This window comes from Nocardia vaccinii NBRC 15922, from assembly GCF_001613305.1.
Taxonomy (GTDB): Bacteria; Actinomycetota; Actinomycetes; order Mycobacteriales; family Mycobacteriaceae; genus Nocardia; species Nocardia vaccinii.
Map to the genome: position 1 here is coordinate 20,544 of NZ_BDCC01000058.1, position 26,239 is coordinate 46,782.

The 26,239-nt window shown below is 65.7% G+C and carries 24 protein-coding genes, 1 tRNA gene and 4 pseudogenes; 11 read left to right on the top strand and 18 right to left on the bottom strand.

Features of this window, described 5'->3' with window-relative positions:
* Positions 1–18 precede the first annotated feature (18 nt).
* Positions 19–990 carry an acyltransferase domain-containing protein gene (locus NV1_RS30340; RefSeq protein ID WP_067899140.1) on the top strand — a complete coding sequence of 324 codons (972 nt, stop codon included), beginning with the start codon at positions 19–21 and terminating at the stop codon, positions 988–990.
* 15 nt (positions 991–1,005) lie between these two features.
* Here the strand turns inward: NV1_RS30340 and NV1_RS43970 are convergent, their stop codons facing one another.
* Positions 1,006–1,314: a hypothetical protein gene (locus NV1_RS43970; RefSeq protein ID WP_157117460.1), complete on the bottom strand. Its 309-nt coding sequence runs from the start codon at positions 1,312–1,314 to the stop codon at positions 1,006–1,008.
* Positions 1,315–1,978: 664 nt separating this feature from the next.
* Positions 1,979–3,178: a L,D-transpeptidase gene (locus tag NV1_RS30350; RefSeq protein ID WP_067899146.1), complete on the bottom strand. Its 1,200-nt coding sequence runs from the start codon at positions 3,176–3,178 to the stop codon at positions 1,979–1,981.
* 252 nt (positions 3,179–3,430) lie between these two features.
* On the opposite strand from NV1_RS30350, the gene NV1_RS30355 reads away from it, so the two are divergent.
* Positions 3,431–3,503 (top strand) — tRNA-Lys (locus NV1_RS30355).
* 149 nt (positions 3,504–3,652) lie between these two features.
* On the opposite strand, the pseudogene NV1_RS46035 reads toward NV1_RS30355, so the two are convergent.
* Positions 3,653–3,901 (bottom strand): annotated as a pseudogene (locus NV1_RS46035) (ATP-binding protein); the annotation flags it as partial.
* A gap of 56 nt (positions 3,902–3,957) precedes the next feature.
* On the opposite strand from NV1_RS46035, the gene NV1_RS30365 reads away from it, so the two are divergent.
* Positions 3,958–4,185, top strand: coding sequence for a hypothetical protein (locus tag NV1_RS30365; RefSeq protein WP_067899150.1), 228 nt, complete (start codon positions 3,958–3,960; stop codon positions 4,183–4,185).
* A gap of 285 nt (positions 4,186–4,470) precedes the next feature.
* Here NV1_RS30365 and NV1_RS46980 read toward each other — a convergent pair.
* Positions 4,471–4,761 (bottom strand): annotated as a pseudogene (locus NV1_RS46980) (ferredoxin); the annotation flags it as partial.
* A gap of 926 nt (positions 4,762–5,687) precedes the next feature.
* Positions 5,688–6,062 carry a hypothetical protein gene (locus NV1_RS30375; protein WP_157117462.1) on the bottom strand — a complete coding sequence of 125 codons (375 nt, stop codon included), beginning with the start codon at positions 6,060–6,062 and terminating at the stop codon, positions 5,688–5,690.
* Positions 6,063–6,285: 223 nt separating this feature from the next.
* On the opposite strand from NV1_RS30375, the gene NV1_RS30380 reads away from it, so the two are divergent.
* Positions 6,286–6,456, top strand: a complete 171-nt coding sequence (locus NV1_RS30380; protein WP_157117463.1) for a hypothetical protein — start codon at positions 6,286–6,288, stop codon at positions 6,454–6,456.
* Between the two features lie 36 nt (positions 6,457–6,492).
* Entirely contained in the window at positions 6,493–7,005 is a 513-nt protein-coding gene (locus tag NV1_RS30385; RefSeq protein ID WP_067899162.1) for a hypothetical protein, read from the top strand.
* A 516-nt stretch (positions 7,006–7,521) separates the two neighbouring features.
* Here the strand turns inward: NV1_RS30385 and NV1_RS42615 are convergent.
* On the bottom strand, positions 7,522–8,787 hold the full coding sequence (locus tag NV1_RS42615; protein WP_084525981.1) for an MFS transporter: 1,266 nt from the start codon (positions 8,785–8,787) through the stop codon (positions 7,522–7,524).
* Between the two features lie 558 nt (positions 8,788–9,345).
* Between NV1_RS42615 and NV1_RS30395 the strand changes: the two genes are divergently transcribed.
* Positions 9,346–9,981, top strand: coding sequence for a TetR/AcrR family transcriptional regulator (locus NV1_RS30395; protein WP_373864672.1), 636 nt, complete (start codon positions 9,346–9,348; stop codon positions 9,979–9,981).
* 24 nt (positions 9,982–10,005) lie between these two features.
* Here NV1_RS30395 and NV1_RS30400 read toward each other — a convergent pair whose 3' ends face one another.
* On the bottom strand, positions 10,006–10,662 hold the full coding sequence (locus NV1_RS30400; RefSeq protein ID WP_084526014.1) for a GntR family transcriptional regulator: 657 nt from the start codon (positions 10,660–10,662) through the stop codon (positions 10,006–10,008).
* A 191-nt stretch (positions 10,663–10,853) separates the two neighbouring features.
* Here NV1_RS30400 and NV1_RS30405 point away from each other — a divergent pair, with 191 nt between their 5' ends.
* Complete coding sequence (locus NV1_RS30405) at positions 10,854–11,684, top strand: HpcH/HpaI aldolase/citrate lyase family protein (RefSeq protein WP_067899174.1); 831 nt, start codon at positions 10,854–10,856, stop codon at positions 11,682–11,684.
* Here the strand turns inward: NV1_RS30405 and NV1_RS30410 are convergent.
* The 4 genes from NV1_RS30410 to NV1_RS30425 all read right to left on the bottom strand — a co-directional run bounded on the left by NV1_RS30410 (position 11,669) and on the right by NV1_RS30425 (position 16,627).
* Complete coding sequence (locus tag NV1_RS30410; protein ID WP_067899178.1) at positions 11,669–13,078, bottom strand: wax ester/triacylglycerol synthase family O-acyltransferase; 1,410 nt, start codon at positions 13,076–13,078, stop codon at positions 11,669–11,671. The two genes, NV1_RS30405 and NV1_RS30410, sit on opposite strands and share 16 nt — an antisense overlap.
* A gap of 260 nt (positions 13,079–13,338) precedes the next feature.
* Complete coding sequence (locus NV1_RS30415) at positions 13,339–14,193, bottom strand: universal stress protein (protein ID WP_169813443.1); 855 nt, start codon at positions 14,191–14,193, stop codon at positions 13,339–13,341.
* A 341-nt stretch (positions 14,194–14,534) separates the two neighbouring features.
* Positions 14,535–15,578, bottom strand: a complete 1,044-nt coding sequence (locus tag NV1_RS30420) for an ABC transporter substrate-binding protein (RefSeq protein WP_067899181.1) — start codon at positions 15,576–15,578, stop codon at positions 14,535–14,537.
* Between the two features lie 149 nt (positions 15,579–15,727).
* A complete protein-coding gene (locus tag NV1_RS30425) occupies positions 15,728–16,627 on the bottom strand; it encodes an SDR family oxidoreductase (protein WP_067899184.1) in 900 nt (299 codons plus the stop codon).
* 181 nt (positions 16,628–16,808) lie between these two features.
* Between NV1_RS30425 and NV1_RS30430 the strand changes: the two genes are divergently transcribed.
* Together NV1_RS30430 and NV1_RS30435 are read left to right on the top strand one after the other, a co-directional pair.
* On the top strand, positions 16,809–18,095 hold the full coding sequence (locus NV1_RS30430; RefSeq protein ID WP_067899187.1) for an amidohydrolase family protein: 1,287 nt from the start codon (positions 16,809–16,811) through the stop codon (positions 18,093–18,095).
* A 190-nt stretch (positions 18,096–18,285) separates the two neighbouring features.
* Positions 18,286–19,551 carry a TetR/AcrR family transcriptional regulator gene (locus NV1_RS30435; protein WP_067899192.1) on the top strand — a complete coding sequence of 422 codons (1,266 nt, stop codon included), beginning with the start codon at positions 18,286–18,288 and terminating at the stop codon, positions 19,549–19,551.
* Here NV1_RS30435 and NV1_RS30440 read toward each other — a convergent pair.
* Positions 19,503–20,627 (bottom strand): PucR family transcriptional regulator, encoded by a 1,125-nt coding sequence (locus NV1_RS30440; RefSeq protein ID WP_157117464.1) that lies wholly within the window; start codon positions 20,625–20,627, stop codon positions 19,503–19,505. The genes NV1_RS30435 and NV1_RS30440 overlap by 49 nt on opposite strands.
* A gap of 323 nt (positions 20,628–20,950) precedes the next feature.
* On the opposite strand from NV1_RS30440, the pseudogene NV1_RS46985 reads away from it, so the two are divergent.
* Positions 20,951–21,028 (top strand): annotated as a pseudogene (locus NV1_RS46985) (hypothetical protein); the annotation flags it as partial.
* Between the two features lie 31 nt (positions 21,029–21,059).
* Positions 21,060–21,437: pseudogene (locus NV1_RS30445) on the top strand (short-chain dehydrogenase); the annotation flags it as partial.
* Here the strand turns inward: NV1_RS30445 and NV1_RS30450 are convergent.
* From NV1_RS30450 to NV1_RS30475, 6 genes are all read right to left on the bottom strand, one after another.
* Positions 21,431–22,273, bottom strand: a complete 843-nt coding sequence (locus tag NV1_RS30450) for an alpha/beta fold hydrolase (RefSeq protein ID WP_067899200.1) — start codon at positions 22,271–22,273, stop codon at positions 21,431–21,433. The pseudogene NV1_RS30445 and the gene NV1_RS30450 sit on opposite strands and share 7 nt — an antisense overlap.
* Positions 22,274–22,398: 125 nt before the next feature.
* The gene (locus NV1_RS30455) at positions 22,399–22,737 is read right to left on the bottom strand and encodes a MerR family transcriptional regulator (RefSeq protein WP_067899203.1); all 339 of its coding nucleotides are present in this window, start codon (positions 22,735–22,737) and stop codon (positions 22,399–22,401) included.
* A 10-nt stretch (positions 22,738–22,747) separates the two neighbouring features.
* Complete coding sequence (locus NV1_RS30460) at positions 22,748–23,113, bottom strand: DUF1048 domain-containing protein (RefSeq protein ID WP_067899400.1); 366 nt, start codon at positions 23,111–23,113, stop codon at positions 22,748–22,750.
* Positions 23,114–23,115: 2 nt separating this feature from the next.
* Positions 23,116–23,445 carry a PadR family transcriptional regulator gene (locus tag NV1_RS30465; RefSeq protein ID WP_067899206.1) on the bottom strand — a complete coding sequence of 110 codons (330 nt, stop codon included), beginning with the start codon at positions 23,443–23,445 and terminating at the stop codon, positions 23,116–23,118.
* Between the two features lie 302 nt (positions 23,446–23,747).
* The gene (locus NV1_RS30470) at positions 23,748–25,196 is read right to left on the bottom strand and encodes an aldehyde dehydrogenase family protein (protein ID WP_373864673.1); all 1,449 of its coding nucleotides are present in this window, start codon (positions 25,194–25,196) and stop codon (positions 23,748–23,750) included.
* A 240-nt stretch (positions 25,197–25,436) separates the two neighbouring features.
* Positions 25,437–26,225 (bottom strand): CbbQ/NirQ/NorQ/GpvN family protein, encoded by a 789-nt coding sequence (locus tag NV1_RS30475; RefSeq protein ID WP_067899214.1) that lies wholly within the window; start codon positions 26,223–26,225, stop codon positions 25,437–25,439.
* Between the last annotated feature and the right edge of the window lie 14 nt (positions 26,226–26,239).

Sequence of the window (26,239 nt, forward strand, 5' to 3'; positions counted from 1 at the left end):
TCGAAGGAGTATCAAGCCATGACAGGAGTCGATGTCACCTTTGTCTTCTCGGGGTACGGCGCCCTGTGGGAAGGCATGGGGGTGGCCCTCATGCACGAGGACGCGACCTTCCGGGACGCGATCCACGAGGTGTCCGGACAGTTCGACAACCATCTGGACTGGTCGGTCGAAGATCAGCTGAAATCCGCGCGGACCGGTGACTACCGGAACCTGACCGTCGGCGGACCGGCGATCTTCGCGATCCAGTTCGGACTGATCCGCGCGCTGGCCGAACGCGGTATCGCCCCCGCGGTGACCGTCGGGGTCAGCTTCGGCGAGTACGCCGCCGCGACCGCCTCCGGGATTCTCGCATTGCCCGAGGCATGCCGGCTCGTCGCCGCGTCGGCACTCGCGCTGAAGGCCGCCAACGGCATCGGCGGCACGGCGACCGCGGCCATCTCCGAGGACCGCGCACAAGAGATCGCCGCCGCCTCGAACGGCGATATCCAGACGGCCGTCGTCATGTCCGAGGGCGGAGTCCTGCTCGCGGGGACGAATTCCGCATTGGAAGACCTGGGTACCCGATTGGCCCGCGAGGGCGTCTACTACCGCATGCTCGACGAATTTCCGTACCCCTACCATTCACCGCTCATGGCGGGTGTCTGCACCCTGTTCCGGCAGCAGATGGATTCTGTGCACACCAGCCCGGCCACCATCCCGATGATCTCCACCGTGACCGGCGACTACGTCGACGGCCCCGACCTCGACATCGATTACTGGACACAACATTTCGTCACCACCACACTGCTGCGGCAGGCAGCCCGGCGCGCCGCCCGAACCCAAACCGTATTCTTGGAGGTCGGCCCTCGCCCACACCTGCAAACCCCCCTGCGCACCCACCGCCGCCCCGACGGCGAACGACTCCTCGTCCTGCCCACCCTGACCCGCCACAAACCCGGCACAGCCGCACTGGACGAGGCAGCAGACCGAATCCGGGCACACACCGAATGAGCGATACCCGCCCGCTCAGGTAGGAAATACCGACGAGACGAGTCCCATCACGATGGAGCTCAACGACAACGAACCGGTTCCGAAAGCCGCGGCGACGCCAGATGCGATGAGTACATCCTCAGCGGTCGGTTCCGGCGGGATCACCGTTCGCTTCAAGACAGCGATCCGCATCGGCAGAGCCCATTCGATCCCCACACTGCCGTCGGGGTAGGCGGTGAGCGAGCAGAGTTGTTTTTCGATCTCGTGCGGTCTGCCGTCGACGAATCGGCACGTCGTCATGTCCTTCGGTCCGAAACTCACAGTCCTGGAATCGAATTCGACCATGATTCGATAGGTTCTCCTGACGATCCTGCCGCTGCCCGGTCGAATACCGACCGGCCTGCCGGCCAGATCGGCGGCAAGAAATTTCTCGTTTCGCGTGCCGATAGGCACATTCCGCCGCGTCCTCGGCCCCCGGCGTTCGATCGCGAACACCCTCGACGCATCCGATTCGAGCCAGGTCGCCACTCTCGATTCGGCTCGCTCTATGAGGACGTCACCGAACGTCCCGCCATCCGCCCGAGCCCGACTGCTCTCCCGATCCGACATACCGTCCCCGCCCGCCCGTTTCGATCAGCGCCCCGCCCCTGGGGTCCTCACGACAAGTTTGCCAGACCGCGCACCGAGCGTTCGCCCGCCCAACAGCGCAATGTTCCTCCGCACGCACGCGACACAGATGCGGCAATGCCGAACGCGCGAAAGCCCCGACGGGTTGCCGTAGTCGTGGTGTCGCTGGTGGCCGTGGCGGCTCTGGTTCTGCGAGGGGGCATGCGCCGTCGCGGTAGCGACGCCCGCCCGAGCCGGTTCCTGGGCTTGCGGTGGCCGCACCGGGCCACGGATGAATGGTTCATCCAATTGCCCACTGCGGCAACAAGTTCGACGTCATCCCGCTCATGTGCCCGTGGTGGCATGCTCGGCGTGCGAGCACCGCGGGGACGGCGCCGCGCACTCAATGGCCGGCGTCGGCGTTTCCGGCCTTCCACACCGGCCACGGGACGTTCCAGTCGCCGAGGCCGTCGACACCCGAAAGTGTGCTGCCCACAGTGTTTTTCACGATGGCGATATCACCGCGTTTGGCGTTCTGGTAAACCCAGCGGGCGTCGGCGGGACTGAGGTTCAGGCAGCCGTGGCTGGTGTTGACGTAGCCCTGCTGGCCCACCGACCACGGGGCCGAGTGCATGAAGATGCCGCTGTAGGACATGCGGGTGGCCCAGTCGACGCGGCTGCGGTAGCCGCCCGGTGCGGTGGCGGCGACGCCGAAGGTGGAGGAGTCCATGATCATGTGGTCGAAACGGTCGCTGATGATGTAGATGCCGTTGTTGGTCGGCGAGGACGCCTTACCCATCGACGTCGGCATCGTCCGCACCACCTGGCCGTTGTGTTCGACGGTCACCGTCTTGCTGTTGTCGTCGGCGGTGAAGACCATGGGATCGCCGATGGTGAAATTGGAGTGGATATCGCTGTCGGCGATCAGCCCACGCCCCAGATCGTGGCCGTAGGTGTTCACATCGACGGTGATCCGGGTGCCGGGCATCCAGAAATGCTCCGGCCGCCAACGAACTTCGCGCCTGTTCACCCAGTAGAACGCGCCCTCGACCGGCGGTGTGGTGGTGACCTTGATCGCGTCCTGCACCGCGTGGCGATCCGGAACGTCCTCGTCGAACTGCACCGCCACCGGCTGGCCGATGCCCACCACCTCGTTCTCTCCCGGCAACAGCCACGGGTGGGTGCGGTTCGCCGGTTGCATCGTGGTGAAACTCATCACCTTGGTGCCCGCACCGCCGATGCCGATCGCCGTGGCCCGCAGGCGGTAGGTCCGCCCGAACCCGAGCTGCTCATCGGCCTGCCAGGACCGCCCGTCCGGCGTGATCCGCCCCGGCACCGGCTTCCCGTCCGGCGTCAGCAGCGATACCTCGGTGAGCAGGCCGTCATCGACCCGCACCCGCACCGGATCGACCACCGCAACGTTCACCGCGCCGTCCATGATCGGCACGACGATCTTCGGCGTGATCATCGCGAGCAACGGCTGCCGCCGGATGGCCGCCCCCGGCCCCCGCGCATCTGCCGCACACCCCGCCACCAGCGCAATCACCGACATCACCGCGACCAGATACGACAGCCCCCGATATCCCTGCCGACCCCTGCCCATAGGCAACCTCGTTCCAGTCGGGCACACCCGGGCAGCCCCGGCTGCGCAACTCACCAGACACACCCACACGGATGAACCGAGACCACGCGCCCCTCATACTGCCAGCCGGAACCACACCAACCCCGCAAAACACGACACCCCCACATCCCCACCCCCTCCGACCAGGCGATTTCACGTTCCGACAGCCGAACTGTTATGGTTTCCCTCGCACCGGAACGGAGCCCCAGGGCCCCGGAACGGAACACTGCACCAGCGCCATTAGCTCAATTGGCAGAGCAGCTGACTCTTAATCAGCGGGTTCGGGGTTCGAGTCCCTGATGGCGCACCTAAATTATGCGGTCAGGTCCAGTTTCTGAATCACATCCTTCTCGGCCTTTCGGCCGGATACCAAATATAAGCCAAGAATTTCGGGCCCAATCATCGGTCGACGGGTCCTGTTCCAGCCCGGCCGACCCCATGATCGTGACACTGGATTTAACGGTGGTTCCGGCCTGACTCGCCCTCGACGATGAGTTCGTAGGCCGCGGATTGGAACCGGTCCATCGCTGATTGGGCCAGTAGCGGGTCACCATCATGGTCAGGATTTCCGGGGGTTCGCGGTTGCTGGTGATGACAGTGAACGCTTTGCGGTGGCGTTCGACGGGTCAGTTCGTAGAAGTCGTTGGTCTCGACCGCTTCGAGCCGGTGCAGGGCCAGGTCGTCGAGGACGAGCAGGTCGACGCGGCAGTTCTGCTGCGGGCCGGTCAGGCGTTCGGGACTGTCGGCTACCGTGGCCGGTCGTGAGCGTTTCCCCGCTGGTGGCCGCATTCGTGGCGTTCGCCGCGACCACTGTCGACGATCTGATCATCGTCACCGCCTTGTTCACCACCGGCCGAGTGACCGGACAGCCGCGGGCCGAGATCATCGTCGCGGGCCAGTACGCAGGGGTTCGCCGCGATCGTCGGCATCTCATTGGCCGCTGCGACCGGTCTACAGGCTCTCCCGGACCGGTGGGTCGGGCAGTGTGAACCTGGTCGGCGAGAAATGGGGGGCGTTCACCCTGCGAAGCTCGTCTGGAGCGGTCGGCTCACTGTCGGTCAAGCACCGCGCACTGGAAGGCGCGCTGCTGTTCGGCCACTTCGCCGCCTATCCTTATTGCGACCCAGGACTTCCACAGGTGAGGACAAGTAGCGCAACACGATCCTTCTGCCCTGCCCCGAGGCGGGCCGATCGCGGAATTCGCGCAGGAGGTCGGCCTTGATGCCGCCGGACAGCTCGGTGACACCGGCCTCGACCGCGCTGTCGAAGGTGGACAGCCCCAACAGTTCCGGAACGGTGCAGGCGGCTTGTCGAGGTCCGCGCCTACACAGCACCACGACCTCCCGGATCCGGCTGACAGCCAAGGCTTCGAGCGCGTGGTCGGCGATATCTGTGCGGGCGAGCGCGTCGACGTCCGAGGCGAGGACACGCGCGACGTCGAGTGCGACGTTGCCGTTGCCGACGATGACCGCGCGTTCCGCGGACAGATCGAAGACGGAGCCCGCGAACTCCGGGTGGCCGTTGTACCAGGCGACGAACTCGGTCGCCGCGTGGCTGCCTGGCAACTGCCCTTCGCCGACCGAGCAGAAGGAGAAGCTCCCGCCCACCAACAGGCCAACGGCTTCCTCGAGATCGCACGATGGCAAGCGGCGCGCGCCAAAACGACGGCGCTACCGGCCTATAGCTGATAATCGGCTTCGATCACCAGCCGACCAGGCGAAAACCGCAGGTCGTCCCCGTTCCCATGTTTTGTGTGTCCTGCCGGGGAATCGAACCTGCGACACGGGGACCTCTGCTGCTGAAATGCCGAGCGGAGCCATCACCATCTCATGGAACGCAGGCCCGAGGCCGGGGTGGTGTGAGCACCGGCATGGCTCAGTGCTGCGACCGGAACTCAGGCGCCCCTTTAGCCGCGCCGCGTGCGCTGAACTCAGCGAACGTGTAGATCGGCCACGACGCGACCGACACCTCAGCCAGCACCTTGTGAGGCGGTCAGCGAAGCCTCATCCTCCTTCTCCGATTGCCCAGCGGGCAGTGCCTTCGCTCCGGAACTACTGGAATCCCTACGATCGATCGCCTGTCGAGCACTGTCGGGCAGGATGTTGAACAGGTCCTCAACCTGGCGGGCGGCGCACTTCCGCCGGGTCCCAAGCGAGTTCTTGCGCGAGATGGGCAATCGTCAGCCGCACTGAGGGATTCAAGTCCCCACCTGCTCGCGTTTCCGACGCATCCGCCAACTTCCACCCTCCGCGCTCGGCAGCAGCATCCGCCGCCGAACTGCTGCTGTCTCGGACCACCCTGACGTGTCGGTCGTGTCATCTTGCGTTGTTCGGCGAGAACGACACTCACGCCGCAGTGCCGGTGGTAGGGGAAGAACGGCAACGCTGGTCGATCGAGATGAACTCGGTGATCGAACGGCAGTGGTCGGCTGGAAGCCATCGACCGGATTCCCAGACGCGCGACATACAGCTGACCCACTTTCGGGGAATAATCAGCGCCCGAGCCGATTCAACGCGGCCATGAGATGGGGCCTATCAGGGCTCCACAAGACCGCGGTTTCTCTCCGATGCGGCAGATCGATAAGCAGCGTGACTCCCACACCACGCATCGCGGCACTTCGGGAAGGGCCTTGCTTTTGGCTGAGCGCCAGGTGCTCCGGGGGTTTGCCGGGAACCTGCCACGCATAGAGCCAGCCCTGGTCGCTCTGGTCCAACTCGGGCCCTGCATCGATGGCTTCCTGCGGGCTGACACAGAGGTCGAAGCGCACAGTCCGGACGGTCCTGGTTCGGATCGACATCGGGTTACCGGTCAACGCGACCGGTTGGGCATGCCAGCCGGGATCGATCGGAGAATGCCCTTCGATCACGACATACGCCAGATCAGGGTCGAATGCCCGGACCAACTCGGACGGGACGGCGTCGTGAACGCCAACGGACCAGCCCCCATCCGGCCTCTCCGAGGGTGAATCAATATGCACGCGCGCAATTTACCGAGGGGTGCGCGATCGCCAGCAAGAGGAATGTGCGCCGCCCGAAGCCATCGTTGTCACATGGGCTCAGCGCAGAGTGGATCTGGGTACGCTCACCGACGTGGACTGGAGTGTCGCCGATCGGGAGCTGGTTTCGTGGCCCGGTACGCCCGAAACCGATCTCGGATGGTGTGGATACAAAATCGAGTCACGACCGGACGCGATGTGGCTGCTGAACGCGATGTACGAACGCGAGTCGGGCTCAGCGGAACTCACCTACGACCAGCAGTGACGGCAACGGCTCGCTGCCGGACTCGAGGAGCCGACCATGGTCCCCGGCTTCGACCTCGAGGCCAACTCGTTCGTGATCGGCAACGAGCTGGGCCGCTCCGAGCACCCCGGAGCGGGCTGGAAGAGACTGCGCTGGAGCGAACTCGCGGCTCGGCTGGGCGAGCCGGCGGTTGCCGAGGGCCGGTACCCCGGATCCCGCAGCCTGTCTGGCGCACACGCGGGCGGGAGTTGGCCGGTGAGCATCCGCCCGCCCTCGGAGGGCTCCCTGGATCGGGAGTCGTGGCAAACGCTGATCGACGTTCTGATCGCGTGGTCCCCTGACGGTGCGGGCACCCCGTGCGTGGCGTACTTCGGGCCCGCGGTCAGCGGTGAGTTCGACACCGGAGTCACGGTCGCGGGTTCCCTCGGGAGCGCTGCGGACCTGTACGACCATCCCAGCGACGTCGGCTCCCCTTCGAATCTGTGGGCCGTCGACCGTTCCTGGATAACCTGGTCCGATTGGGACCTGTGCGCCACCAAGGTGTCCGGCCCGACCGAGCTGATCGAGTAACTCCAGGCGGCACCGGAACTCGAAGCGCTTCGCTTGCCCTGGTGCTGACACTCCGTGTTCGTGACTACGGAAGCCGACGGTCGCGTCCACCGCGGCAGAGGGCAGCATGGGGCAGCTCGACAACGGCCTCGGCCAAGGCCGCAGGCAGCAAGTCGCGCCCTGCCCTGGGTTCGCGCCCGTTCAGACCCGCCAGTTCCCGTAGCGCTGGGCCGTCGTGGCCGTCGGCGAGTCACTGCGCCGCCCACCAGGGGACGCGTTCGGAGGGCGCGGTGCCGAGTACCAGCCAGGCTGCGACGATGCCGGGCACCGGAGTCCGGCTCTCGTAGGGATCGAAACGGCGGGTCATTGGCGATCCTCTCAACGGATCCAGGTAGCGGTGCAGTGCGGTCTTGGGGATACCGGTCTTGGCGGCGATCTGAGGCTGACCCGGTCCGGTCAGCACCCGCGCTCTGCCACCGGTTCCTCTGCCATCCGCAAGCTCCCGTCACGCACACGACTACAGGCATTTTTACGTCGTCATGCAACTTTGCCCGCACCAGGATCTCGGCCTTCCAGATCATCGATATCTGCCTTTGGACGAGAAAGTTCTCGCATTCTCCAAACCGAGCTCATGCGTATAATTATCGGTTCCAAGAAGAATGCTGCGGCCACAATAAATAACGCCGTCCTGATATCAAATTTCTCTGCGAGAAGACCGCCTACTATCGCGCCGACAGGGATTACACCCCATGTAATCATTCTGGTTATCGCGGACATTCGCCCCAGCATATTCGGCGGACATGCTGACTGTCGGATCGTAAAGCTAATGATACTTGTAATCATGACTGACGCGGATAAGACAACCATCCCTGCAACAAATAGCGTGAGCCCCGCTCCAGAGAATGCGAGTGGAACCGCAATGCCGACAGCAGGTCCGATTACAAGAAAAAACCTCCAGGTCGCCAATTCTCCCCACTGACGCGTTAATCTGGGGACGGCAGCAGAACCGATTAGCGCTCCAATCCCCCCGGCAGAGAGCAAAATCCCATACAACCAATGCGGCGTGTTCAAACTTTTGAGGAAAAGCAAAACCAGTACAAACTGAGCAGCAACACAGGCATTGTAGGCGGTCGAGCTCAGTAAGAGCACCCGATACAACGGCTCGCGGAGAACGAGGGCAAGACCGTCCCGCATCTCATGTATTACCCCGGCAGAGCCTCGAGGGCTAGGCTCTCGCTGCTCATGAAGCGGCGACATCGTACGAATCAGCAACGCCGACACGATGAAGCTGACACAATCTGCGATCAACGCAATGGTAGCACCCAGGGTAGAGACCACCGGCCCCGCGACAGAACTCCCCGCCAGACGTGATACCGAATCGATAGCATTTACCCGCGAATTCACTCTCACGAGTTCGTCACTGTTCACCAACAGAGGCCCGACTGCACCATGGGATATTATCTCGAAGACATTGCAGACACCGACAGCGAGGCCGACAATCAAGAGAATGGGCATCGACACGGCATGCATAACCACGGATAAGGCCAGCATACCGAAAAGTAGGGCTCGAATCACATCCACGGCAACGAGTACACCTAGTTTCGGCAACCGGTCGACCCAAGTACCGGCCAACAGCCCCAGAGCGATCCACGCCCATTGTTCGATGCTTGTCAAAAGCCCCATTTGAAGCCCGGATGTTCGCAGCTCGAACAGCGCTACCATCGGTATGGCAATAGCCGATAGCGACGATCCAGCTGCACTGATCCCGATCGCAGACCAGAAACGCCTCAAGTCACGGGTCATATAAGCCGCTCATTCCTATCGACGAAGACGAGTTAGAGCAGCCGAATGCTCAGCCGCCCTTATGTCACGCAAATGACAGCATTACCACGCGGACCATCCAACTAGATTGATCGCCTCCCTCTATACGATATTCTCATGCCGAAGCGAGTAGGATTCGGTGCCCGTAATCATATTGTGGTTGCGAGCGATGGCGCGAGCTACCGCCTCAGTAACCGGACGTCGCCCGAAAGCGGTACGCATAGGATCGAATATGCGTCCAGCACCTTTACGTAGTGAATTATTCTCGTAGTACAACCAATTACCACTCGGATTCACTTCGAGAAATACAGCATCACCACCATCGCCGGATTCGGATGTCGTCCCGGATGCTCGCCGCGGGCCGCCCCGGCTTCGGAATGCAGCCCGTCGTGTACGTCTCCTGGTGTGCTCATCGCCGCCCTCCTCGGTATGTAGTTGATGATATCGTCACATATGCCGTTGGCGTCAGTCAATGGTTCGTTGACGATATCGTCAGTGGTACCGTGAGCTGTTCACGACGGGTGCGCGAGGAAGGTGGCGATCGACGTGGTCCGTCCCGACGGCCCCAGCCGTGCCGAGCGGCGCAAGGCCAACACTCGGGCGGCGTTGATCCGCGCCGGGCAGAAGCTCCTCGCCGAGGGCCGGACGAACGTATCGGTGCTCGAGATCACCACGACCGCGGACGTGGGCAACGGCTCCTTCTACAACCACTTCGCCACCAAGCACGAGTTGTTCGAGGCCGCCGTGGATGCGGTCCTGGAAGCCCACGGCACGCTCATGGACGAGCTGACCGCCCGGATCGACGACCCCGCGGAGGCATTCACACAGAGCTACCGGATGACGGGTCGGCTGTACCGCCGGGACCGTGAGTTCACCCTCGTCCTCCTGCAGCGCGGCACCCAGGTGCTCGGCTCGAATCACGGCGTCGTGCCGCGGGCCACCAGGGACCTCCGGGCAGCGATCGAAGCGGGCCGGTTCGGCGTCCAGGACGTCGACACCGCGATCGCCATGGTTGTCGGCGCATCCCTGGCTCTCGCGCAACTACTGCTCTCACAGCCCGAGCGCGACGTCGGCGAGACCACCGATGAGATGACCCGACAGGTGTTGCGCGGCCTCGGACTGCCGGAGCGCGATATCGAGGAACTGTGTTCACTTCCGCTCCCCGAGGTGGGGTGACCGCGACCGAGGCTTGCGGACCGGTCAGTGGGTCGGGACGGTGGAGCTGTCCTCGTCGATGTCGAAGAGCTCACCGATCAGGCCGCCGAGGAAACGGCGGTGCTGGGAGGAGATTTCGGCCGCGGCTTCGCCGTCGCCCGCCGCGCACAGCCTGATCAGGTTGTCGTGGTGCTCGAGCGCGTCCTGCCAGCCGCGCAGGCTGGAGAACTTGCGGTAGTAGATGCGGTGGATCTGCGGATGTACCTGCTGGATGAGACGTTTGAGCAACGGATTGCCGGCGGCGTCGACGATCACGCCGTGCAGGATGTCGTCGGCGGCGAGGGCCGCGCCGATATCGTCGGCCTTGATCGCCTGTGCCAGATCATCATTGGCGGTGCGCATGAGGACGATCATGTCGGCGGTGAGGTTGGGGACCCCGGTGCGGACGGCCAACTGGTCCAATACCTCGAGGACCGCCAGCGTCGCCTCGACATCGGCCCGGTGCAGCGGAGTGATCCGGGTGAAGGCGGCGGGTTTGGCCTCGACGAGTCCGGTGTCGATCAGCCGGGCCAGGGCCTCGCGAACCGGGGTGCGGCTCAGGCCCAGTTGATCGGCCAGGTCGCTGTCGCGAACCTTCGAACCAGGGGCGAGCTGACCGGTGACGATCGCGTCACAGATCCGATCGAACGCCACATCGCTCATGCGTCGCCGCTCCACCCGGTCACCCAACATATTGGATACTGTACGTCCGGCAAACCCTTGAAATACACGTGGCTTCGAGTGACGCTCTACACATCCAATATATTGGATGTGGTGTACTGTTCGACGCGGTTGGCGTACCGAATCTAATCCGCGCAGCGGGACAGCTGAGCGCCGAGAGGAAAGAAAACCGAATGACCCGTACGTCCGCGCCGCAGACCATCTCAGTCCCGGCGATCCACGCTCGCTCCTGGCTTCTGGTCCCGGGCTCGCGCCCCGATCGGTTCGACGACTCCACGAATTCGGCAGCCGACGCCGTCATCTTCGATCTCGAGGACGGCGTCATCCCGTCCGCGAAAGCCGTTGCCCGCGAACATGTCACCGAATTCCTCAGCACCGGCGGCATCGGCTGGGTGCGGATCAACAACATCACCACCGCGGACTGGAGCACCGATCTGGCCGCACTCCGCGGCGTTCCCGGCCTCAGCGGCGTCATGCTCGCCAAGACCGAGTCCGCCGAGCAGGTCGATCGCACGGCCGCCGAACTCCCCGGCATCCCGGTCCTGGCCCTGGTCGAATCGGCGCGGGGTATCGAATTCGCCTTCGATATCGCCTCGGCCGATGCCACGATCCGATTGGCTTTCGGCACAGGCGATTTCCGTCGCGACACCAACGTCGGCGCGGATGCCCTGGCCTATGCGCGCAGCCGCCTGGTGGTCGCCAGCCGGGCCGCCGAGATCGCGGGACCGATCGATGGTCCGTGCGTCACCGGTCCGGCGGACCTGCCCGCGGAACTGGCGGTGACCAAGTCGATGGGGATGAGCGGCAAGCTCTGCATGCATGCCCGCGATACCGCGGTGGTGAACCGGGCGCTGAGCCCACAACCCGACGAGGTCGCCTGGGCGGCGGAGACCATCGATCGGCTCGGCCCCGGGGGCGAGAACGTCGCCGACGGCAGCGATCTGCCCAAACTCGCCCGCGCCCACCGCATCAACCACATGGCCGACGTCTACACCGGAGCCTGATCAGCGCGGATCTCGGGTGCCGGGGCGGAATTGCGGCGAGGCGCCCCGCCCGCTCCGCGGTGCCCGCGGGCGTGGGCCAGTAACACCGCGATCTCGGTCGCGATACCGGTGGCCAGCGCCTCGATATCCGGGGTGCTGTCGTAGTCGCCGGTGATACCGAAGATCAATCGGCCTTCATAGCTCAGGATGGCGATCGTGGTCCGCAGCCGCATGGCGATCGGAATACACGGCCAGATTTCGATCACCTTGCGGCCCTGCATCGTCAGGGGATGCCGGGGGCCGGGAACGTTGGTCGCCAATGCGCCGATGCCGCGCTGCGGGAACCGCGTCGCCAGCCGGAACGTCCACGCCACCAACGCGAACGGGATCCGGTCGGCGAGCGCCAGCAACGACTTCTCGGCTTCGGCCTCGCCACGGGCGCGATGCCGTCCGATCCTGTCGTGCACGGACAACAACCGCTCGACGGGGTCGTCCATCTCGATCGGCAGGTGCGGGAGCATAGCCGAGACACGGTTGTCCAGAACGTTTTTCGCGTCCGCGGCCCGGGTCGCCACCGGGACCAGGACCCGCAGTCCGCGCACCGCCGGACGCTCGCCGCGAGCGAGCAGCAGTCGTCGGTAGGCGGCGGCGATGGCGGCGACGGCCACATCGTTGACACTGACGTCGAAGACGGCGCCGATCTCGCGTACCTCCGACAAGCTCGTCCGTGCGAGGGCGTAGCGGCGCTGCTGTCCGATCGGCCCGTTCAGCGAGGTCCGCACGGCGGGCCGCACCACCGCGTACAGCACCGGCGCCAGGGTACGCACGGTCGCGGCTGCCCATCCGGGTACCGCGAAGGGCAGTCTGGCGGCCGTCGCCAGTGTGCCGAAAAGTTCTGGGCGCGAATGGTTTTCCGTCTCCGCACGCTGAACCGTCGCGCCGCCGTCGGGGGCGTCGCAGAAGCTCTCGAACAACGAGATGCCCGAAAGCCCGTCCACCATACTGTGATGCGCCTTGATGAGCACCGCCCAGCGATCGCCGCACACGCGCTCCACGGCGACGATCTCCCACAGCGGATGATCCCGATCGAGTCGCCGCGTCAACTCGGTGGCGACCAGCTCCCGCAACGACGCCTCGTCCGCGGGGTCCGGTAGCGCCGCCCACCGAATGTGATGTGCCAGATCGAAATTCGGGTCCTCCTCCCACACGGCCGAGGCGATGTCGAGCGGCGCCCGTCGCATGCGCTGGCGAAGCCGCGGATCGCGCGGCAGTCCCGCTGCCATGCCCGACAGGAACTCCGCGCGGCCCGGACAGGGCCCATCGATTATCGCCACCGCGCCGATCGCCAGACTGATCCGCCGATCGGCGTCCTCCAGCTCCATGAATCCCATATCCAGCGGGCTCGGTTCAGTCATGACGAACGCCTTCGGACAGCCGCCGCGACCGGCCTGCCGTGACTACAGAGCTGCCGCTTCCATCCAGAATCGTCGGACCCGGCCGGTTCCGGGCGGAAGATGCCGAAGTAACCGCCGAGGAGGACGTTCGACACCGATCCGAGCCGACACGCGCCGCACAAGGCTGATCATGGCCCGGGCCAGCATCGACGACAGCTGGGCAGCCCGGGTCGCCGGTCGTCCGAGTAGAACCCGCGCACCGGCCGGCCTGCACGCTGTCGTCATTCGATGGCGGCATCGCCGCAGACCAGGACCGGACACCGGGCGCGATGCAACAGATCGCGGCTGGTGGATCCCAGGAACACCGCGGCGGCGCTCTCCCTCGACCGGCTACCCACGACCACCAACTGGGCCTGCGCGCTCGCACGGACCAGGACCGGAACCGCGGGCCCGGGCACTGCCGATTCGATGACCGGCACGGCGGGGAATTTCCGCCGCCAGTCGGACACGGACTCCGACAGCAGAGCGCGGGCGGCGTCCTGGGCGCCCACATGCCGACCGATCGGTTCGATCCCGGGTGGCCAGGAGTGCACCGCCCGCACCGGCACCCCGAATGCCGCCGCCAGCTCGAACGCGTGCCCGATCGCCGGGTCGCTGAGCCGGGTACCGTCCACCCCTACCGCGACCGCGAGCCGCCGTGGGATCGGACGCCCCACCGTGCCGCGCCACACCACGACCGGGCAGTGTGCCCGGGTAACCAGATGCATCGTGGTGCGCCCGATCAGACCGGTTCCCAGCACTGTGTGCATGCCGACCACCAGGTAGCGCGCCCGCTCGCTGCGCTCGACGAGCGTCGAATCGGTTGCGCCATAACCGCGTTCGAATCCGATATCGAGGTCATCGACGCTGGTTCGCACCAACTCGGCGGTCTGCTCGACGATCCCGTCCGGGTCCGGCCGCGCGCCCCGGGAGCGGACGCTGACCCCCGCGGGCTCGGGACGCGGCACCACATGCACGATCGACAACGGCGCACGCAACGCACCGGCGAGATATCCGGCCCAGCGAGCGGCGTTCAACGAGACCGTCGTCCCGTCGACACCGACCACGACCGCACTCCGGTCCGTCCGCGGCGTCACCGGAGAGTCCGTTTGCGATTGGTGGCCGGCGCATTCCATCCCAGCTCCCTGCGCCGTCGCTGTCGCCGCTCGGTTCGACAGCGGATCCGCACCGGAGGCGGTCCGATCGGCAGCGTATCCACCCGACATCGTTCGATGATCGACCGATCGAGAGGTTGATCACAGTATCGAAAGTCCTTACCGCCGTGACCATCCGTCCGATTCCGGGCCCGGCCCGCCGTGACGTTCGTCTCTGCGGACGAGGGCCTTCCGGCTCGCGCACCCGGCGGACCAGGACGGCCCACCGCGCGATCGGCCGCCGGGTCGGGGCGAAAAGCGGTCCTCGGTGGCGTGGCGCGGCGCTACGAATGCTGGGCCGGGGTGTTGAACTTGTTGGTGTAGAACTTGCGCACGTCGAGTTGGCCGTGGACGGCGCCGGTGTCGCGGAGCCAGCCCTCCCAGCGAGTGAAGTCCTGGTCGGAGATGGCGCCGTATTTCGCGGGGACGCCGACCGAGAGCCAGTACTTCAGGGTGGAGGTGTTCTCGCCCGCGCGGTGCCGCCCATCGATGATCCGGGTCATCCTTGCGATCACCTGGTCGCGCGGGGTATCGCGTTCCCATTCGATCGCCTTGGCCACGCCGGTGGTGAAGGTGCGCACGGCGTCGGCGTTCTCGGCGATCACGTCGTTGCGGAAAACGTACGGCCCGCCGTTGATCGGGCCGCCGTACTCGTCGAGTTCGGTGAAGACCGGGCGCAGGCCGCCGACCGCGAGCGCGCGCTGCTGGAACTGCCCGCTCAGCGACGCGGCGTCGACCTGGCCCTTGCGGACCGCGTCCTCGATATTCGGCGGCGGCAGCGCGATCAACTGAACGGATTCGATCTGGTCCTGGCTCAGTCCGGCCTTGGCGAGCGCGTCGTGGATATCGGCCTCGTTCTGACCACCCAGCGTATTCACGCCGACTTTCTTCCCGACCAGATCGGCGGCGGTGCGGATCGGGCTGTTATCGGGCACGTAGTAGCCCTGGAACGACTTCTCGTCCGACCCGTAGTAGTTGATCACCGCTGTGATCGGTGCACCGGCGCTGATCAGCTTCGCGACGGCGCCGGCGAAGGCACCACCGAAATCGATCTGTCCGGTGGCCGCGGTCTGGATTTCCTGCGGCCCGCTGATGGTATTGCCCGACCACCGGAGTTCGACCTTGCCGTTGAAGAATCCCAGGCTCTCGGCCAGTTCGGGCAGGGTCACCTGATCGGTCCAGCCCAGGTATCGCAGTGTGGTGACACCGTTTTCCGAATGCACCGAATCCCCCTTCCCGCAGGCGGTCAGCGGCAGCCCCAAGGCGGCGACCGCGGCCAGTACGGCGACGGCCCGGAGACGGGAGTTCCGAAAACGGTTCGGCTTCACAACAGTTCCTCTCGATACGCCGCGCGGACGACGAGCGCAGCTCCTCCGCGCGCCGGCTCATGGTAGGGCGATCGACCGGCCCTGCCCGCCCGTTGTATTCAGCCTGATCGAAACCCTGCCTCCGAGCCGGATCCGACGACCACTTGGGATCAAATATTTGGTTGAGCACGATCCGATTCGGACCGCAGGCCGCCGAAACGCGGAATCCCGAGCAGCAGCCGGGTCATCTGGTGCATTATCCGATTCGGCAGTAATCCATTGGCCAACAACAGTATTCGAGCATCAGGGCCCACCGGGCGACGGGCGTAGGCACGGCTGTCCGCCAGCGCCGCGGCCAGGCCGCCGACGAAACGTTCCGGCGGCCGAGCGGCGCGCGCCATGAGGAGACGGCCGCGGCGATCGATCGTGCGATGCAGGCGGGCGTAGGGTCCGTCGAGGTCGCGGGCGTCGGTGGTGCCCGCATCGGTGATGATGTCGGTCGCATAGGTGCCGGCGATCAGCACCGTGACGCCGATGCCGAATGGCGACACCTCACCGGCCATCGCCTCGCCCCACCGTTCGACCGCACCTTTGACCGCGGAATACGTTGCGGTAGCTGGCATTCCGCGCACCCCGGCCTCGCTGGAGACGAGCACGATGCGCCCGTGCCCGGCCGCGCGCATGGCGGGCAGCAGCGCCCTGGTGAGCGCCACCGGACCGAACAGGTTGGTCGCGAACATCCTCTCCCACAGCGCGATCGGCGTCTCCTCGACCATTCCGGCCGCGGAGATCCCGGCATTGTGAACCAGCGCATCCGGCGCACCCGCGAGCTCGAGGATCTCCTTCGCGGCCCGCTCGATCGATGGCGGTTCGGTCAGATCCAGCGCGACGCCGACCAGTCGGGCATCCCCCGGCGCGGCGCCGGTCGACTCCCGCAGGCGCTCCAGCCCCGCGTCCACCGAGCGCATGGCAGCGATCACCCGCCAGCCCCGGTGGTACAGGTGGACGGCCGAAGCGAGCCCGAGCCCCCTCGAGGCTCCGGTGACGACGACGGTGCGCGACTCGGCCATGTGCTCACTCCTAGCCCGGATCTGCTGATGTCCGGATTCTATTCACTTACGGCACAGCACAATAGCCTGTTGACCAAATATCTGTTCCGGACTACAGTCCAGATCAGCGGCGGTCCGCGAACGGGTCGTGTTCGGATTTCGCGCCACGGGACCACCCGCAGAGCCCGAACAGGAGTGCAGCATGGACATGAACGACCTCGTGCTCGTCTCGGTCGATGATCACCTCGTCGAACCACCCGATATGTTCGACGGCCACATCCCGGCCAAATACGCCGACGACGTGCCCAAACTCGTCCAACGCGCGGACGGCACCGACGCCTGGGTGTTCGAGGGCCAGGAGGCGACCAATGTCGGCCTGAACGCGGTGGCGGGCCGCCCGCCGGACGAATACGGAGCCGAACCCACAAAACTCGCCGAGATTCGCGAGGGCTGCTACGACATTCACGAGCGCATTCGCGATATGAACGCCAACGGAGTCGCCGCCGCGCTGAACTTCCCGTCCTATCCGCAGTTCTGCGGGCAGTACTTCGCGCGGGCCGAGGACAAGGACCTGGGGCTGGCCGTCCTGCGCGCCTACAACGACTGGCATATCGACGAATGGTGCGGCGCGTATCCGGGCCGGATGATCCCGCAGGCGCTGCCGCCGATCTGGGATCCGGAGCTGATGGCCGCCGAGGTCCGGCGCGTCGCCGCGAAGGGCTGCCACGCGGTCACATTCTCCGAGAACCCGACAAAGCTGAACTATCCGTCCCTGCACGATCCGCACTGGGATCCGTTCTGGAAGGCGTGCAGCGATACGAACACGGTGGTGAATCTGCATATCGGATCGTCGTCGAGTGTGGTCATCACCTCGATCGACGCACCTGTCGACGTCATGGTCACCCTGCAACCGATGAGTATCGTGCAGGCAGCCGCCGATCTGATCTGGTCGCCGATGCTGCGGAAATTCCCCGATCTGACCTTCGCGCTGTCCGAGGGCGGCATCGGCTGGGTGCCGTATTTCCTCGAACGCATCGACCGGGTGTATCGGATGCATCGCGCGTGGACCCATCAGAATTTCGGTGACAAACTGCCGAGTGAGGTATTCCTGGACCGCATCGCACTCTGTTTCATCGATGACGGGTTCGGAATCCAGACCCGCGACAAACTCAATCTCGACATGCTCAACTGGGAATGCGATTATCCGCATTCCGATTCCACCTGGCCGGTTGCCCCGGAGACGCTGGCGATCCATCTCGACGGCGTTCCGGACGAGGAGATAGACAAGATCACCCACCGGAACGCGTTGCGGCTCTACTCGTTCGACATGTTCGGACAGCTGCCCAAGGCCGAGTTGACCGTCGGTGCGCTGCGGGCGCGGGCGACGGATGTGGATCTGGGATACCGGTCCTCCGAGCGGCTCAAGAAGACCGGCACCGATACGGTGACCGTCATGGATCTGGCCCGGCAGCTGCCGACCTCGTCCTGATCGGATACGGCCGCACGGCCGGAATTATCGCCTCGGCACGAAACCCGTACCGCAGCCGGAATGCCCCGGCCGGTACGGGACCACACCTGGTGATACCGTGGATCAAAGAATTGGTATTCTCGACCGCCGGGCTCGCCCTCATCCGATGACCAGGGCCCGATGACCGGGGCCGAGATGTTGTGGAGGTGTTGTGGCGCGTGGTCAGGTGAGCCGTACCGAGGACGACAGCGCCCGCCGCACCGAAATCCTCCAGACCGCCGCGTCGCTCATCGCGTCCTCGGGTTTGCGCACGTCATTGCAGGAGATCGCCGACGCCTGCGGCATCCTGCCGGGCAGCCTCTATCACCACTTCGAATCCAAGGAAGCGATTCTCGTCGGGCTGTTGCAGCGCTATCACGCCGCATTGGATCAGGCCGCCCAGCGCACCCTGGACACACTGGATCGCCCCGACTCGCGCGCGCCGTTCGATCGCATCGCCGACCTCGGCGCGCAGATCGCCGGCTGCGCGGTGGATCACCGTGCGGCACTGCAGATGTCGTTCTACGAGGGCCCCAGTTCGAATCCCACCCTGATCGAGCTGACCAGGCAGCGTCCGACCGCGATTCTGGAGGCCATGTTCCAGACCCTGCGCGCTGCGCGGTGGGCCGGATATCTGCGGCCCGAGATCGATCTGCACCTGCTGGCCGACCGGATCACCCAGACCATGCTGCACGTCGGACTGGACATCATCCGGCACAACGCACCGCCGGATCAGGTGGCCCGGCTGTTCTGCCGGATTCTGCTCGAGGGGATCGCCGCAGCGAGCCACTCCGACGCCGAACTCGATGCCTCTCCGGCATTTCTGGCCGCCGACGCGGTCGTGCGGACCTGGCCCGGCGATCAGAAGGACGACTCCAAGGCCGCGCACATCCGCGCGGTCGCGCGGGCCGAATTCGGCCGCCGCGGCTACGAGAGCACGACCATCCGCGATATCGCCGCCGCGGCCGGGCTCGGCACCGGGTCGGTGTACCGGGTGATCGGCTCGAAGGAGGAGTTGCTCGCCTCGATCATGCGATCGTTCGGCGAGAAGGTCGCGGTCGGCTGGACCGACGTACTGCGTTCGGAATCCTCACCCATCGAGAAGCTGGACGCGCTGAGCTGGATTAACACCAATATGCTCGATCGATTCGGCGACGAGTTCCGCATCCAGCTCGCCTGGATGCGGCAGTCCCCGCCGGACACCCCGAATCCCGGCTGGCTCTTCGGCAAACGCGTGCGGCAGATGAAAGCTCTGCTGGCCAAGGGAATTCGCTCCGGAGAACTCGTGATCCAGAGCCCCTCGGACGAGATGCTGGCGCGCTGCATGATCGGCGTGGCCTGGATCCCGGAGAACATCCTGGCCGAGATCGGCACCCGCGCCTCGCTGATTCATCTGCGCGACACCACGCTTCGCGGTGTCGTCGCGCGCCCGGAGTGATCACCGACCGATTCCGAGCGCTGCTGCGCGGCAATCGACTTCGACAATGCGGTGCGCGCGACGAGCGCGGCGCGCAGATACCACTGGCCGTCCGAGCTGAAGGGATCCACACCGGTGAGCCGGCCGATCCGCTTGAGCCGGTAGTCGAGGGTGTTGGTATGGATGTTCAGCATCTGGGAGATGCGGCGGCGCGAGAGGTCACCGCGCAGGTGCAGCCGCAACGTCTCCTCGAGATGTGCGTGGCTCGCCAGCGGCTCCAGCAGTGCGGCAAGGTGTTCCCGGCTGCTGCCGGGCCGGGTGAGCTGATATTCCAGGGCCAGGTCGACGAAAGTGTGCCAGCGGCCGGTGCGGCCGAAGACCAGCGCGAGCTCGAGCAGTTCGTGCGCCTGCCGTGCCGCGGCCGGGATATCGGCCCGCGCGGCCCACACACCCGCCGCGGTGACCGGAACCTGTGCGGCCGTGGACAATTCGGAGACCAGCGATACCGGGGCATCCTCGGCGCTGGCGGCCGGGACCAGGACCGTGCCACCGGCCGCGGACAGGCGCGGCAGTACCCGGTCACCGTAGCGCTCGGTCAACTCGATCCGGATCCGCCGCAGCACCGGCTCGGCGGCGGGCGCCGCGCCGGGTGGCACCGACAGAGCTACCACCCAATAGGTTTCAGCGACGGCGATTCCGCTCTCCCGGGACAGCCGCAGCGGACTCTCACCGGACAACAACGCCGCGGCCAGCGATTGAATCTCCCCCAGCCGACCGTCGCACCAGATCCGGTGGTGAACGTCCGCAACCACCGCGGTCGCGGCGATGACGATCTCCACCACGGATTCGGCGTCGCCGGTGAGTTCGGCCGAGCGCACCACGGTGCGGATGGCCTCGGTGAGACATGCCTGCAGTTCGGCGTTGAAGGCGCGCAAGGTCACCCCGGTGGCCGCCCAGCCGGTGGCGGCGGCCTCCAGACGCCGGACGGCGGCGGAAATGCCGCGACCGCACCGCAGACAATCGATCAGTTCGCGGAAGGCGCCCGACACCGCTCGCTCGGCGCTGCCGCCGGATACAGCTTTCGTCGACATGGACATCGCTTGCTGTAGAAAGGCTTTCGCCTTGCCGTGGGACGCGGCGTAGCGCCGGCGCCCGACGGTGGCACGTGAGGCTGTGTCACCGTCCCGCGGCCGCCCTTCGGCCGCGTCATGCAACGATAACGGGTCGATGCACAGAATACAATGTGATTCGCTATTCTTGAGAATCCTATTTCCGCTGGCTGCACGGTATCTCAGCGGAAAACACGGCAGGCAAACGAGCAGCACTCAGCGCAGGCGCACGCCTCTCGATACGTTGACCAAATATTCGTTCCGATGTAGCGTGAGGGCCGGGCCGAGACACGTATGCCGAGGGGATTCAGATGATCGACTTCACCGACCAGGTCGCGGTCGTGACCGGGGCGGGCCGCGGATTGGGCCGACTCTACGCGTTGGAATTGGCGGCGCGGGGCGCAGCCGTCGTGGTGAACGATCACCTCCAACACCGTGCTGCCATTCGGCTTCTCGCGCATGGTCACCGAGACCGTCGGAGATCCGAAAACCCTGGCGGACTTGGGATTCCTGAAGGTCATCGACCCCGAACTGGTCGTGCCCATGGTGGTCTTCCTGGCCAGCCGCGACTGTGAATCGACCCATCGCAACTATTCCGCCTGCGCCGGTCGTTTCGCCCGGGTGTTCGTGGGCCTCGGCGAGGGCTGGCTGGCCGATCCCGAGACCCGGCCCACCGCGGACGACATCGCCGCACATCTACCGGAGATCTCCGGGACCGAGCCCTTCACGGTGCCGGAGTCGATCTTCGAAGAGGTTTTCGGGATCTGCGCACGTCTCGGCGTGAATCCCCTTCAGTGACACGGTGGTTCCGCAGCGCACTGCGATCGGTCGAGGGCGGCGACCACGCGAACCGCGTCGGCGACGGCGCGGAAGTCCTTGCGCAGGATGCTGCCGTGATTGCTCGGCACCTTCGCGTGGATCTCGATGTTCGGGTTGCGTTCGACGACCTTGGACAGACTCGCGCGGATCCGTTCCTGCTCATCGCCTTTGCTGCCCAGCGACGATCCGGAGGCGTTGACGTAGCGGGTCGCGACGGTGATGCTGTCCATGATCGGCCCCAGTTCACGCTCGCGGGCGATCTCGCCGACCTCGATGTTGCTCTCGGCCATCTGTTCCGCGGTCATGCGCGGGGCCATGCCGATCGGGCGCAGCAGCGGCATCACCCAGCTCAGGCGCCGCCACAGCTTGCGCATGCCCTCGATATCGATCTCATCGATCCAGTCGTGCGGCTGCGCTCCGTCGACCAGAACCGCGCCCACGGCCCGGTCGGGATTGCGGCTGGTCCAGTGCGCCGCCACGAAAGCCCCGTAGGACCAGCCCACCACCAGCGCCCGGCGCACACCCCGGGCGGCGAGGACCGCGTCGATATCGGCGACGTTGGTCGCGAACGAATAGTCCGCCGAGGTCTTGGACTTGCCGCGGGCACGCATGTCGTAGGTGATGTGACGCCAGCCCGGCCCGAGCTCGGAGATCACCCGCCGCCAACTCCGCTGGCCGGCGACGTGGCCGTTGACATAGAGCACCGGGATGCCGGGACCGCCGGTGTCGGTGACCGCCAAAGCGGTATCGCCGATCGGCACCATGCCGGTCCAGGCGTTGGACGCTTCGGAGGTGATGTCGTGTTGTATGCGCATGGCGCATCCTTTCAAATTACGTATGCGTGTAAATATACGTATGACATTGGATAGAATTCGGTCACCGCATCGAGAGGCGATAGGAGCCGGGCAAACAGGGCCCGGCGGCTCCGGCGCGCAGGAGGTCAGAGCCGGGAACTGCGCGAGATGCCGAGCAGGTGCTCGACATGGTCCAGGTAGTCCAGCAGAGCTCGGATTTCGTTCCTCGTCACGCCCGCGCCGGCCAGGGCTCGAACCCGGACCAGTTGCAGCGTATCGGCGGACCGATACCGGCGAGAGCCATCGTCGTCGGGTTCGGGCTCGTCGAGCAGTCCGTCCTGGTGATAGCGCCGCACTGTCTCGACCGCGACGCCGGCGAAGGCCGCTGCCTGACCGATCGTGAATCCCCGCCCCGCCGCAGCCGGCGACGCAGCGGACTCGGTCAGGTCCGGCGCTCGGGTCGGCGGCACACGCCGGCTCGGCATTGCGGGAGCCTCAGCGTCCGGTTCCCGCGTCGTCGGCGGCGCGGTCGATGGCCTCGGTCAGTCGCTTGCGTTCGCGGTTCTTCCACGAGTCCTCTTGATAGTTGCGGGCGAAGGCTTCGATGAACTCCACCGGGTCCTCACCGACAACGGCTCGGATCGGGGTGGAGTCCGCGGCGCTCTGTTCGAACAGGTCGATCAGATCCTCGAAGATCGCGGTACTCCCACCCGGGCCGAGGTGCATCAGGTAGCGCTCGAACGCTTCGACCGCGGTCCGGTAGCCCTCGGGCAGCTGTTTGGCACGGGCCTTGTATTGGCGCCAGCGCTGCTTGTCGCCCATATCCCCGATCACCTTCGAGGTGAGCTTGCTGATGTCCATGATCACTTGCCTCCTTCGTGGAGCTGTGCGAGCCGGTCGGTGAGGAAGCTCCAGGTCTTCCAGAACTCGTCGAGGTATTCCCGGCCCTCGGCGTTGAGCGAATACACCTTGCGCGGCGGGCCCTTCTCCGACGGGATCTTCTCGACGTCGACGAGGCCCTTCTTCTCGATTCGGACCAGCAAGGCGTAGATGGTGCCCTCGGCGATGTCGGTGAATCCCTGCTCGCGCAGCCGCGCGGTGATCTCGTAGCCGTAGGCGGGCCGCGCCAGCAGGATCGCCAGCACGATCCCTTCCAAGGTGCCCTTGAGCATCTCGGTGATCTGCTTCCCCATCCGAACACCTCTTTTCTATTCAGTGTCGCTGACTACCGGTACAAAGTAACACTGACTACCAGTAGATAGCAACACCGAATAGTGGTGTGCGCCGAGATTCGCCGCGAAATCACCAGAACAGCAACAGGATTCAGCCCGTCTGCTCAGCGTGACCTTACTCCCGGATGTTCCTCGACCCCCGGTAACGCCATCCGGCAGTCGCCGTCTCGGCGTAGGCAGGCACCAGGATCTCGGCGGCCGCCGGTGGGTCGGCGCCATTTTCTCCAGGAAGACGTTTCGGCCCGTGCCGACCGTCTTCCTGCTCAGTCGACGGGGTAGCCGATCGACTTGATCTCGGTGTACTGGTCGAATCCGGCCACGCCGTTCTGGCGGCCGACGCCACTGAACTTGTACCCGCCGAACGGCACGTCCGCGCCGTACGCGGCGCCCCCGTTCACGCCGATGAATCCGGCGCGCACCCGGCGGGCCACGGCCATGGAACGTTCGAATGATGCGGACATGACATTGCCCGCCAGGCCGTATCGGCTGTCGTTGGCGATGCGGACCGCGTCGTCATCGTCGTCGAACGCGATGACCGCGAGCACCGGGCCGAAGATCTCCTCCTGGGCGATCGTCATACTGTTGTCCACATCGGCGAAAAGCGTTGGCCTGACCCAGAATCCACGGTCGCACGGGGCCGGGGCGGCATTGCCGCCGACGATGAGCCGGGCCCCCTCCGCGACGCCCTTGTCGATGTATCCGCGAATCCGGTCGCGCTGACGCGCGGAGATGACCGGCCCGCACAGCGTCGCCGGATCCTGCGGATCGCCCGGTTCGATGCCTCGGTACATCGCCTCCAGGAATTCCACGCCCTCGGCGTACCGCGTGCGCGGCAGCAGCAGCCGGGTCGGATTGGCACAGCCCTGACCAGCGTGCAGGCAGGGCGCGATCCCCAACAGGAGCGCCTCGCCGAAGTTCGCATCGTCGAGCACGATGCTCGCCGATTTGCCGCCCAATTCCAGGAACAGGCGTTTCATGGTCGCCGCACCCTTTTCCATGATGCGCTGACCGACCGCTGTGGAACCGGTGAACGAGATCAGATCGACGTGCGGCGAGAGCGTGAGCTCCTCCCCCACGAGGTGATCAGAGGCGGTGACGATATTGACCACTCCCGGTGGGAAATCCGTGTGTTCGGCGATCAGGCGCCCGATCCGGGTGGCGTTGAACGGGGTATCGGGCGCGGGCTTGAGGATCACGGTGTTCCCGGCGGCAAGCGCCTGCGCGAGCTTGTGGATGCTCACCTCGAACGGGAAGTTCCACGGCACGATCGCGCCCACGACGCCGACCGGCTCGCGCCACACCAAGCGCCTGGTCCGGCGGCCGGTCACCGATACGAACATCTCGCCGAGATCAGTTTCCCAGGGGTACTGGTCGATCAGCTCGGCGGGAACCTTCACCGCGTCGGCCAGCGGAGCGTCCAGCTGCGGCCCGAAGGTGATCGACCGGGGACAGCCCGCCTCGGCGATCAGCTCCTCCCGCAACGCTTCCCGGTCGTTCTCCAGCGCATCCTGAAGTTGTTCGAGGCAGCGGCGGCGCAGCGCGCGGTCGTTCGCCCAGCCGGTCCGGTCGAACGCCCGCCGCGCGGCCGCTATCGCGCGATGCATATCGGCCGCCGACGCGTCCGCCACCTCGCCCAGTACCTGCTCGGTTGCCGGATCGACGACAGGGAAACGACCGGCCTCGCCGTCGGTGAGGCGGCCATCGATGAGCATGCGGGATTCGAAATCGATTGCGACCGTGTCGGACATGGGTCTCTGCTTTCTCGACGAGATGCGGGCATCGGTGCGCCCTCGGCCCGCGGAGTGCTGATCGGTCGCCGTGAGCGACAGGAACCTAACTTTTGTTCACACGTTAACGACGAAGCCGCTGCCGGTCAATACCACAACCGAAACCCGCAGTCGGACTGCGGAACCCAGCGCCGACACCCCTCTGTCGCGTCTCGCCTTCCCGAGTCAGTCCGGCATATAGGCATCGATCACCGCGGCCAGCTCGGCGGCGACCAGCGGGTCGTCAGTGAGCGGCCCGGCGATGGCGGCGAGCGCCGCCTCTCGGGGTGCGAGGCCCTCGGCGACCAGCCGGGCCGCGCTGATCAGGACCCGGGTGGAGGCCACCTCGCGCAGACCGGGCGCATCGGCCTGCCGGACGGCACGGCCGATCCGCACCAACTGCACGACCAGGCGCTGATCCGCGCCGGACTCCACGGCGATGACCTTCTCCTCGATTTCCGCCGGCGGATAACCCAATTCGACGGCGATCATGCGCTGGCGGGTGGAGTCCTTGAGATCCTTGAGCACACTCTGATACCCGGGGTTGTAGGAGACCACCAGGCAGAACCCCTCGGCCGCGTCCAGGGTCGTCCCGAGCCGGTCGATGGGCAGCTGACGACGGTGATCGGCCAGCGGATGCAGCACCACGGTGGTGTCCTGGCGCGCCTCGACCACCTCGTCGAGGTAGCAGATCGCGCCTTCGCGCACGGCACGGGTCAGCGGGCCGTCCACCCAGCGAGTCTCGCCGCCCCGCAACAGGTATCGGCCGACCAGATCCGCGGTGGACAGGTCGTCGTGGCAGGCCACGGTGATCAGCGGACGCCCGGCCTGATGCGCCATCGCCTCCACGAACCTGGTCTTACCGCAGCCGGTCGGCCCCTTGAGCATGATCGGTAGCCCCTGACGGAACGCCGCGAGGAATACCCGTTCCTCGTTGCCGACCGGCACGTAGTAGGGGCGAACGGAATTTTCCATGTCGACCTCGCCTT

Coding starts and splice junctions, on each gene's coding strand:
- NV1_RS30340 (WP_067899140.1), top strand. CDS start 19: ATGACAGGAGTCGATGTCACCTTTGTCTTCTCGGGGTACGGCGCCCTG.
- NV1_RS43970 (WP_157117460.1), bottom strand. CDS start 1,314: ATGGTCGAATTCGATTCCAGGACTGTGAGTTTCGGACCGAAGGACATG.
- NV1_RS30350 (WP_067899146.1), bottom strand. CDS start 3,178: ATGGGCAGGGGTCGGCAGGGATATCGGGGGCTGTCGTATCTGGTCGCG.
- NV1_RS30385 (WP_067899162.1), top strand. CDS start 6,493: ATGGTCCCCGGCTTCGACCTCGAGGCCAACTCGTTCGTGATCGGCAAC.
- NV1_RS42615 (WP_084525981.1), bottom strand. CDS start 8,787: ATGACCCGTGACTTGAGGCGTTTCTGGTCTGCGATCGGGATCAGTGCA.
- NV1_RS30400 (WP_084526014.1), bottom strand. CDS start 10,662: ATGAGCGATGTGGCGTTCGATCGGATCTGTGACGCGATCGTCACCGGT.
- NV1_RS30405 (WP_067899174.1), top strand. CDS start 10,854: ATGACCCGTACGTCCGCGCCGCAGACCATCTCAGTCCCGGCGATCCAC.
- NV1_RS30410 (WP_067899178.1), bottom strand. CDS start 13,078: ATGACTGAACCGAGCCCGCTGGATATGGGATTCATGGAGCTGGAGGAC.
- NV1_RS30425 (WP_067899184.1), bottom strand. CDS start 16,627: ATGGCCGAGTCGCGCACCGTCGTCGTCACCGGAGCCTCGAGGGGGCTC.
- NV1_RS30430 (WP_067899187.1), top strand. CDS start 16,809: ATGGACATGAACGACCTCGTGCTCGTCTCGGTCGATGATCACCTCGTC.
- NV1_RS30440 (WP_157117464.1), bottom strand. CDS start 20,627: ATGTCCATGTCGACGAAAGCTGTATCCGGCGGCAGCGCCGAGCGAGCG.
- NV1_RS30450 (WP_067899200.1), bottom strand. CDS start 22,273: ATGCGCATACAACACGACATCACCTCCGAAGCGTCCAACGCCTGGACC.
- NV1_RS30455 (WP_067899203.1), bottom strand. CDS start 22,737: ATGCCGAGCCGGCGTGTGCCGCCGACCCGAGCGCCGGACCTGACCGAG.
- NV1_RS30460 (WP_067899400.1), bottom strand. CDS start 23,113: ATGGACATCAGCAAGCTCACCTCGAAGGTGATCGGGGATATGGGCGAC.
- NV1_RS30465 (WP_067899206.1), bottom strand. CDS start 23,445: ATGGGGAAGCAGATCACCGAGATGCTCAAGGGCACCTTGGAAGGGATC.
- NV1_RS30470 (WP_373864673.1), bottom strand. CDS start 25,196: ATGCTCATCGATGGCCGCCTCACCGACGGCGAGGCCGGTCGTTTCCCT.
- NV1_RS30475 (WP_067899214.1), bottom strand. CDS start 26,225: ATGGAAAATTCCGTTCGCCCCTACTACGTGCCGGTCGGCAACGAGGAA.